At 62.7% G+C, this 7,618-nt stretch carries 8 protein-coding genes; all 8 read left to right on the top strand.

Annotation, left to right across the window (positions count from 1 at the left end; all coding sequences use genetic code 11):
* Nucleotides 1–553 precede the first annotated feature (553 nt).
* The 8 genes from Q0K00_RS10755 (at nucleotide 554) to Q0K00_RS10720 (ending at nucleotide 7,450) form a co-directional block, all read left to right on the top strand.
* Complete coding sequence (locus Q0K00_RS10755; protein WP_297229392.1) at nucleotides 554–1,009, top strand: tellurite resistance TerB family protein; 456 nt, start codon at nucleotides 554–556, stop codon at nucleotides 1,007–1,009.
* A 120-nt stretch (nucleotides 1,010–1,129) separates the two neighbouring features.
* Nucleotides 1,130–1,705, top strand: a complete 576-nt coding sequence (locus Q0K00_RS10750; RefSeq protein ID WP_297229390.1) for a TerD family protein — start codon at nucleotides 1,130–1,132, stop codon at nucleotides 1,703–1,705.
* Nucleotides 1,706–2,117: 412 nt separating this feature from the next.
* Nucleotides 2,118–3,137 carry a TerC/Alx family metal homeostasis membrane protein gene (locus Q0K00_RS10745; protein ID WP_297229388.1) on the top strand — a complete coding sequence of 340 codons (1,020 nt, stop codon included), beginning with the start codon at nucleotides 2,118–2,120 and terminating at the stop codon, nucleotides 3,135–3,137.
* 3 nt (nucleotides 3,138–3,140) lie between these two features.
* Nucleotides 3,141–3,719, top strand: coding sequence for a TerD family protein (locus tag Q0K00_RS10740; RefSeq protein WP_297229386.1), 579 nt, complete (start codon nucleotides 3,141–3,143; stop codon nucleotides 3,717–3,719).
* Between the two features lie 16 nt (nucleotides 3,720–3,735).
* Nucleotides 3,736–4,311: a TerD family protein gene (locus tag Q0K00_RS10735; RefSeq protein WP_297229384.1), complete on the top strand. Its 576-nt coding sequence runs from the start codon at nucleotides 3,736–3,738 to the stop codon at nucleotides 4,309–4,311.
* A gap of 154 nt (nucleotides 4,312–4,465) precedes the next feature.
* Nucleotides 4,466–5,569 (top strand): phosphoribosyltransferase domain-containing protein, encoded by a 1,104-nt coding sequence (locus tag Q0K00_RS10730; RefSeq protein WP_297229382.1) that lies wholly within the window; start codon nucleotides 4,466–4,468, stop codon nucleotides 5,567–5,569.
* Nucleotides 5,562–6,359 carry an HAD hydrolase family protein gene (locus tag Q0K00_RS10725; RefSeq protein WP_297229381.1) on the top strand — a complete coding sequence of 266 codons (798 nt, stop codon included), beginning with the start codon at nucleotides 5,562–5,564 and terminating at the stop codon, nucleotides 6,357–6,359. Before Q0K00_RS10730 ends, Q0K00_RS10725 begins: the two co-directional genes overlap by 8 nt.
* Nucleotides 6,359–7,450 (top strand): cysteine protease StiP family protein, encoded by a 1,092-nt coding sequence (locus Q0K00_RS10720; protein WP_297229394.1) that lies wholly within the window; start codon nucleotides 6,359–6,361, stop codon nucleotides 7,448–7,450. The genes Q0K00_RS10725 and Q0K00_RS10720 overlap by 1 nt, the downstream gene beginning before the upstream one ends.
* Nucleotides 7,451–7,618: the final 168 nt, after the last annotated feature.

The following is a 7,618-nucleotide window of genomic DNA, read 5'->3' as shown; positions in this document are numbered from 1 at the left end:
CAGGATGTGCGAACCGGCCACGCATTCCCACTGGGCCCGGAAGATCCTGGAGCGCAGGGACGTTTTTGGGGAGAGCGCACAGCAGGTTGAGCCGGGCAGCGGGAGCGCTGTGGGGCTTTCGTGAGAAGTCCTTTGCTCGCGGGCTGGGATGACGTGGATTTTACAGTAATGTTAGCAGAGTAAAAAAGTCATATTTTCTCTTGCATATTGGCAAAAGGGCGCTGGGGAAAGGTGGGGATCGCGGAGAAGACTGCCACGAACACCTTTTCCCGCTTTGCAGGAAAAGACTGGCCCTTCAGCGTTGGCGACGATCGAAAGGCGGCGTTGGGCCGTGCCCGCAAGGCGACGCAGGAGCCGTACGGGCGTCGATGGCGAACGAAGGGGCCCCATCCACAAGCAGCGCATAGTGTTTACAGCTCCCGGATGAGACGTCATGCACGCGGGAAGTGGCGCGGGCGGGGAGCTTGCCCGGCCTTTTCCCCGGCGACGATGTGCCGAGGGCTCTGCCCGGCCGCGAGATGGCGCTGCAACATGAGTAAAGAAGGAGCATCCTATGGGTTTTCTGGACAATCTGAAGCAGAAGATTTCGGAAGGGCGCGGCAAGCTGGCAACGGAGGTGAGCCGTTTTCGTAATGCCGCCTTCCTTGAAGGGGTCGTGGCGGGGGCCGTGCTCATTTCCTTCGCTGACGGCGCAGCGACATCGGAAGAGAAAAAGAAACTCTGCGATTACATCAAGGTTTCCGAAGACTTGAAGTGCTTTGACACGGATGAGGTAGTAGCCGCTTTCAAGAAGATCGCGGACGCCTTCGACTTTGACATGGGCATCGGCAAGGCGGAAGCCCTGAAAAAGATCGGCAGGCTGCGCGGCAAGGACGATCAGGCTCGCCTGCTTGTCCGCGTGGCCATCGTCATCGCCAAAAGCGACGGCAACTTTGATGATAGTGAGAAACGGGCCGTCCGTGAGATCTGCACGGAACTGGGTGTGCCCGTTGAAGACTTTGACTGTTGAAAGGATGATGACAAGTCCCGCGGCGCGGAACGGAGGGGCACGCCGCGGCAGGCAGCAGCGGTGCGGCCGGGGGATGCCGGCGGCCGTGCGGCAGAAACGACCTCCTCAAAGGAAAGAACCATGTCTGTATCTCTGGTGAAAGGCGGCAATGTTTCCCTGACCAAGGAGGCCCCCGGGCTGGAAAACGTGGTCGTGGGACTTGGCTGGGATGTGCGCGCGACCGATGGCGAAGCCTTCGACCTGGACGCAAGTTGCTTTCTGCTTAACGGCGACGGCAAAGTGCGTTCCGACGCCGACTTCATTTTCTACAACAACAAGACGTCGGCCTGCGGGTCAGTGCAGCATCTGGGTGATAATCTGACCGGCGAGGGCGACGGTGACGACGAGAAGGTCATGGTCAAGCTGGCCTCCATGCCCGCCGACGTGATGAAGCTGGCTTTTGCCGTCACCATCCATGAGGCGGAGCAGCGCCGTCAGAATTTCGGTATGGTGTCCAATGCCTTTATCCGCGTCGTCAACGAAAAGGACGGCAAGGAGATCGCCCGCTTCGATCTGAGCGAGGACGCCAGCACCAATACCAGCCTCATTTTCGGAGAACTCTACCGTCACAATGACGAATGGAAGTTCCGCGCTGTGGGGCAGGGCTTTGACGGCGGACTTGGAGCGCTCGCCCGTAACTACGGCGTGAACATCTAAACCAGTTTCGGTAGCGGACGGTCGCGCCACAGGTGGGCGACCGTCCGTGCAGGCAGGCGAAAAGCAGGCTTTTCGCCTTGCGTGGACAGCGTCTCTTGCAGGCGCTGTCCCTGTGTTGACAGGGCGTTGCTCCGGCAGCGGGCAGGCCTGCCGTTTCGAGACGCTGCGATTTTTCCGCCGTAAGGGTGGGGAAAGGGGCGTTTCCAGAAGAGCGGCAGAGCCTCTCTTGCGCCGGCGTGATGCTCTGCGCCCGGACATTTAGGCGCTCCCGGCCCTCATGCGGGGGAAGCACCCGCATGGGGCAGGAGGGCGGGAGGTGCGATTGCGCCATGACGGCCGCGTTCTGACGGCATGGCATGGGTGGGGCGCGTTATCCCGCGGCAAACCGGTAACAGCCACAAGGTACTCAATCATGGAACATCTGGGTTTTCCCACGGAAACGGTCGTTATTTTTGCCGTGACCGTCATCCTCTCTCTCTTTCTTGACCTTTTCGCGCACAAACGCGATGCCGACGTGACACTGAAAAGCGCCTGTCTCTGGACCATCTTCTGGATCGCCGTCTCCGTCGCCTTCGGCATCTATCTCTATATCCACCACGGCAGCGATATGGCGAGCCTGTTCTTCACCGGTTACGTGCTGGAAAAGGTACTGTCGGTGGACAATCTCTTCGTCATCATGGCCATTTTCTCCTGGTTCTCCATCCCCAACGAGTTCCGTCACCGCGTGCTCTACTGGGGGGTGCTGGGAGCCATCGTCTTTCGCGCCATCTTCGTGGCCATCGGCACGGGCCTGCTTTCGTTCGGTCCGTATGTGGAGCTGATCTTTGCCGCTATGGTGGCCTACACCGGTTTCGTCATGCTCAAGAAGGGCGACCAGGAAGAAGAGATCGAGGACTACTCCTCCCATATCGCCTACAAGGGCGTGAAGCGCATCTTCCCCATGTGGCCGCGCCTGCACGGGCATGACTTCTTCATCACCCGCCATCATGCGACGGAAGAAGCTTCCCGGCTGGGGATCACGGTGGAGGGCATGAGCCACAAGATCCCCTTCGTGGCGACCCCTCTCTTCCTCTGCCTCGCGGTCATCGAGGTCAGCGACGTCATGTTCGCTTTTGACTCTGTGCCGGCCGTCATTGCCGTCAGCCGTGAACCGCTGATCATCTACTCGGCAATGATCTTCGCCATCCTCGGTCTGCGAAGCCTCTATTTTGTGCTGGAAGCCATGAGCCGTTATCTGGTACACTTGGAAAAGGCCGTCATCGTGCTGCTCTTCTTCATCGCGGCAAAGCTGCTGCTCTCCGCGCTCAAGCATGGTTTCGGCATCGGCTTCGAGCTGTCGCCCCACTTCTCATTGGTCGTGGTGCTGGCGGTTCTGGCCGTCGGCATCATCGCTTCCATCATTAGTGCAACACAAAGGAAAGACCAGGAGTAGCACATGAGCGTCAGTCTTATCAAAGGGCAGAAGATCTCCCTTGACAAGGAGTCGGGGAAGACCCTGAACAAGGTTTTCATGGGACTTGGCTGGGATGCCGTCAAAAAAAGCGGCTTTCTGGGGCGTCTGATGGGCGGGGGCGATATCGACCTTGATGCCTCCTGCGTACTGTTCTCCGCGGACAAGCAGCCGCTGGACGTCGTCTACTTCGGGCAGCTCAAGAGCAAGGACGGCAGCATCATCCACTCCGGCGACAATCGGACCGGTGACGGAGAGGGCGACGACGAGGTCATCAACGTCACACTGGCCAATATCCCCGCCGAGGTGCACTACCTCGTCTTTACCGTCAGCAGCTACTGCGGACAGAACTTCAACGAGGTGGCCAACGCCTATTGCCGCCTGGTGGACGACAGCGGGAAGGAAGTCGCCCGTTACACCATCAGCGGCGGCGGCGATTATACGGCCATGATCATGGCCAAGCTCTACCGCCATAACGGCGAATGGAAAATGCAGGCCGTGGGCGAATCCATGCGCGGCAAGACCGTTGCCGACATGATCGGCCCCATCATCGCGATCCTCTAACGACAGGAGCTCTCTCATGTCCGTATCTCTCGTCAAAGGCGGCAACGTCTCGCTTTCCAAGGAAGAACCGGGTATCGAGTCCATCATGGTCGGCCTGGGCTGGGACGCCCGCAGCACCGACGGCAACGATTTCGACCTTGACGCCTCCTGCTTCCTCCTGAATGCCTCCGGCAAGGTCCGCAGCGACAGTGATTTCATCTTCTACAACAACCTCAAGTCCGCCTGCGGCGCCGTCGAACACACCGGCGACAATCGCACCGGCGCCGGCGACGGCGATGACGAAGTCATCAACGTCGAATTGTCGCGCGTCCCTGCCGACGTGACCAAGCTGGCCTTCACGGTGACCATCCATGAGGCCGACCAGCGCCGCCAGAACTTCGGCATGGTGTCCAATGCCTTCATCCGCATCGTCAACCGCAAGACCGGTCGTGAGGTGGCCCGCTTTGATCTGAGCGAGGATGCCAGCACCAATACGGCCATCATCTTTGGTGAAGTCTACCGGCACAACAACGAATGGAAGTTCCGGGCCGTGGGACAGGGATATAATGGCGGGCTTGGCCCCCTTGCCCGTAACTACGGCGTCAACGTCTAACTGTTTTGGCCGGGTCGGGAGCGGCGCGGACGGCCGCTCCCGGCAACACCGGCACAGGCCGCCGCATGGCGGGGCCTGCGGCCCTGCCCGGAGCAGAGTGCCCTGCGGCGGAAGAAGAGCGGGGCGGCAAGCGGCTGCCGGAAGGAGCAAGGGGATGGAGAAACTCGTGCAGACCTACGCCGCCGGGCAGCTTGAGCTGGAGATCGCCCGGGCCGACCTGCCGCCGGATGCGCTGTTCGACTTTGCCGAGCGGCAGAATCCTCGCCGGGTATTCCTTTTCGTCAGCAAGGTGCTGGGGCGACATATCCCCGTGGCGCCGTCCGTCATGCGGGACGTGCAGCGGCGCCTTGCCGACAGCATCACGCTGCCGCCGGATATGCAGACCCTCTTCGTCGGTATGGCGGAGACCGCTGTGGGGCTTGGCGCCGGGGTCTTTCGCCGCTGCCGGGAAACATGTCCCGACAGCTGTTATCTGGCCTCCACGCGCCATGTCTTTGCCGCGCCCCGTCTGGCGGAATTCGACGAAGCCCACAGCCATGCCATGCGGCATATCCTCTACCGGCCGCGCGGCTTCACTCTCGGGGAGAAGCCGCTCCATCTCGTAGCCGTCGACGACGAGATGACGACGGGAGACACCTTCCTGCATCTCTGCGAGGCCCTGCACGGCGCGGGCCTGCCGTTGCGGCGCGTGACCCGCGTGGTCATCGTGGACTGGAGCCCGGCTGCGGCCAAGGCGGCTCTGCCCTGGCCTGGAGAGGTGATCAGTCTGCTGCAGGGGACGTGGCACTGGACGCCGACGCCCGGTCATCCGCCGACGCCCTTCCCCGCGCGCGTGGAGCAGGGTACGGGCGGCGAGCCGGTGAGTCGGCGGCAGGACTGGGGCCGTTTCGGGATGTGCGATCCTGACCTGCGGCCGTGGCCGGAGGTGCGGGAGCAACCGGGAAGGCGCGTGCTCGTGCTGGGTACCGGCGAATTCGTCTGGCCGCCCTTCCTGCTGGCCGAGCGGCTGGAGCGGGAGGGGGCCGACGTGCGCTTCGGTGCGACGACGCGTTCGCCCATCAAGCCGGGACTGGCCATCCGTCACCGCCTGGAACATGGCGACAATTACGGCTTCGGTATCAGCAATTATCTGTACAACGTCGCTCCCGATGAGTACGACAGCATCTATCTCTGCTGCGAGACGGGAGCCGAGGCCCTCGATGGGGAGCTGCTGCGCCATCTGCGCAAGGCGGTCGTGCTGGAGTATGACCATGCCTGAGTTCGCGCCAGAGTCCGCGGGGAGGGGACCGCTCTTCTTTCTCGATCTGGACGACACCCTGTTCCAGACGGCACGCAAGATGAGCGAGGCCCAGCGGGAGCGGGCCGTCGTGGCGGCCGTGGACAGGCAGGGCAGGCCCAGCTCCTTCATGACCGAGACGCAACGGAATTTTCTGGACTGGCTCAATGAGAATGCCTGCCTCATCCCCGTGACTGGTCGCGGGACCGAGGAGCTGGGGCGGGTGCGCATCGCGTTCCGCTCCTGGAAGATCGCCACCCACGGGGCCGTCATCCTTACCCCGGACGGCAGCGAGGATGCCGTCTGGCGGGAGCGCATCCTCGGTATCGCGCGGCCGCTGCGGGACGAGCTGCGCCATATCGCCCAGTGCTGCACGGACTACTTCGCCCGGCGGGGCCATGATGCCTTTGCCCGCATCAATCAGGAGTACGGCACGGACATCTATCTCGTCATGAAGCATCGGGACAACAGCCGCCTGGCGGAACTGTACGCCGTGATGGATGACGTCCTTTCCGCGCTGGATCTCTCGCGTTTCGTCCTGTCCAGCAACGACAACAATATCAGTCTGCTGCCGCGCGGCATCGACAAGGCCGCCGCTCTCCGCCATCTGCTGGACACGCTGGATACGGAAGGCGGCGCGCGGCCTACCGTCGGTCTTGGCGACAGCCTGAGCGACATGCCCTTTCTTTCCCTGTGCGACTGGTGGGGTATGCCCCGTCGCAGTCAGCTGGCGGGCGTGGTGGGGCGTGCCGTAGGGGAGGGGGAACGGTGATGGAGACAGGGCAGTTTTTTTCCGGCTCCTACGCGCCGGAGGATATCACCTTTCTGCTGCGCAAGACGGTTATCGAACTGACGCCGGTGGCGGAAAAGGAAGTCTGGCTCCAGAGCGGGCAGCGCCACTACTCGGAGATGCTCAGCGAGGAGAGCGTCCCCACGCCGGAACATATGGCCATTTACGCGGAAGCCCTGCGGGACGGCAAGGCGCGGCTGGCTCGCGAGACGCTCGCCCTGGCTGCCGCCATCGCCGCTCAGCCGACCGCCGCCGGGCCCATCGGGCTGGTCAGCCTGGTACGTGCGGGCTGTCCTCTGGGCGTGTTGCTGCGTCGGGCTTTGGTGCTCATGGGGAGAGATGTCCGGCATTTCGGCGTCAGCATCATCCGGGACAGAGGGCTGGATCATGCCGCGCTCTCACTGGTGGAGCGGGAATGCCCCCCGGAAAACATCTATTTCGTGGACGGCTGGACCGGTAAGGGGGCCATCAGCGGCGAGCTGGCGCGGACGCTGGCCGGACGCCCCGGCTATGCACAGCGGCCGCCGCGCCTGACGGTGCTGGCCGACCTCTGCGGCACGAGCTGGTTGGCCGCTTCCTGTGAGGACTGGCTGATCCCCTTCGGCCTGCTGGGCGCGCCGGTGGCCGGCCTGATCTCCCGCTCCCTCTGGGCGGATGACGGCCTGCATAAATGTATGCTCTGGGAGTCCCTGCGCCATGTCGATCAGACGCGCGCATTCGTCGATACGGTCTCCACACTCTGGACAGATGACATGCTGGCCGAGGCGCAGCGCCACCCCGCCGTTGCCGATCCCTCGCAGTACGCCACCCTGCAGCGGCAGTCCGGGGAACTGGTGGCGCGTCTCATGCGGCGGTTCGCCATCGACGCCGCCAACCGGATCAAACCCGGCATAGCTGAGGCGACGCGGGCGCTCTTGCGCCGCGTGCCGGAGCATGTGCTCGTCAACCGGCGCGCGGATCCGGATGTGCGTCTGTTGCTGGGGTTGGCGGCACGGCACGACATCCCCGTAGAGGAAGCCGGCGACTCCATCCTGCCGTACAAGGCCGTGACCATCATCCGCAAGGTGCGGTAGATGAGGGCGAATCACGCTTTCGGGGGGAGCCTCCCCCGTTGATCCGCCGTCGATGTCCGTAAGGCTCCTGCATCGCTTGGGGCCTTCTAGATGTTGTGTTCCGATAGGTTGTTCACCCTTTCCTCATTCGATAAGTTGGAAGTTAGCAGACAAACCAACAAGCGAGCG

Source organism: uncultured Desulfovibrio sp. (assembly GCF_944327235.1).
GTDB lineage: Bacteria > Desulfobacterota > Desulfovibrionia > Desulfovibrionales > Desulfovibrionaceae > Desulfovibrio.
This window is presented reverse-complemented; position numbering and strand designations above follow the sequence as displayed.

Bases quoted from the DNA above. Each gene is read 5' to 3' on its own strand.
- Q0K00_RS10720 (WP_297229394.1), top strand. From the start codon at position 6,359: ATGGAGACAGGGCAGTTTTTTTCCGGCTCCTACGCGCCGGAGGATATC.
- Q0K00_RS10740 (WP_297229386.1), top strand. From the start codon at position 3,141: ATGAGCGTCAGTCTTATCAAAGGGCAGAAGATCTCCCTTGACAAGGAG.
- Q0K00_RS10730 (WP_297229382.1), top strand. From the start codon at position 4,466: ATGGAGAAACTCGTGCAGACCTACGCCGCCGGGCAGCTTGAGCTGGAG.
- Q0K00_RS10725 (WP_297229381.1), top strand. From the start codon at position 5,562: ATGCCTGAGTTCGCGCCAGAGTCCGCGGGGAGGGGACCGCTCTTCTTT.
- Q0K00_RS10750 (WP_297229390.1), top strand. From the start codon at position 1,130: ATGTCTGTATCTCTGGTGAAAGGCGGCAATGTTTCCCTGACCAAGGAG.
- Q0K00_RS10745 (WP_297229388.1), top strand. From the start codon at position 2,118: ATGGAACATCTGGGTTTTCCCACGGAAACGGTCGTTATTTTTGCCGTG.
- Q0K00_RS10755 (WP_297229392.1), top strand. From the start codon at position 554: ATGGGTTTTCTGGACAATCTGAAGCAGAAGATTTCGGAAGGGCGCGGC.
- Q0K00_RS10735 (WP_297229384.1), top strand. From the start codon at position 3,736: ATGTCCGTATCTCTCGTCAAAGGCGGCAACGTCTCGCTTTCCAAGGAA.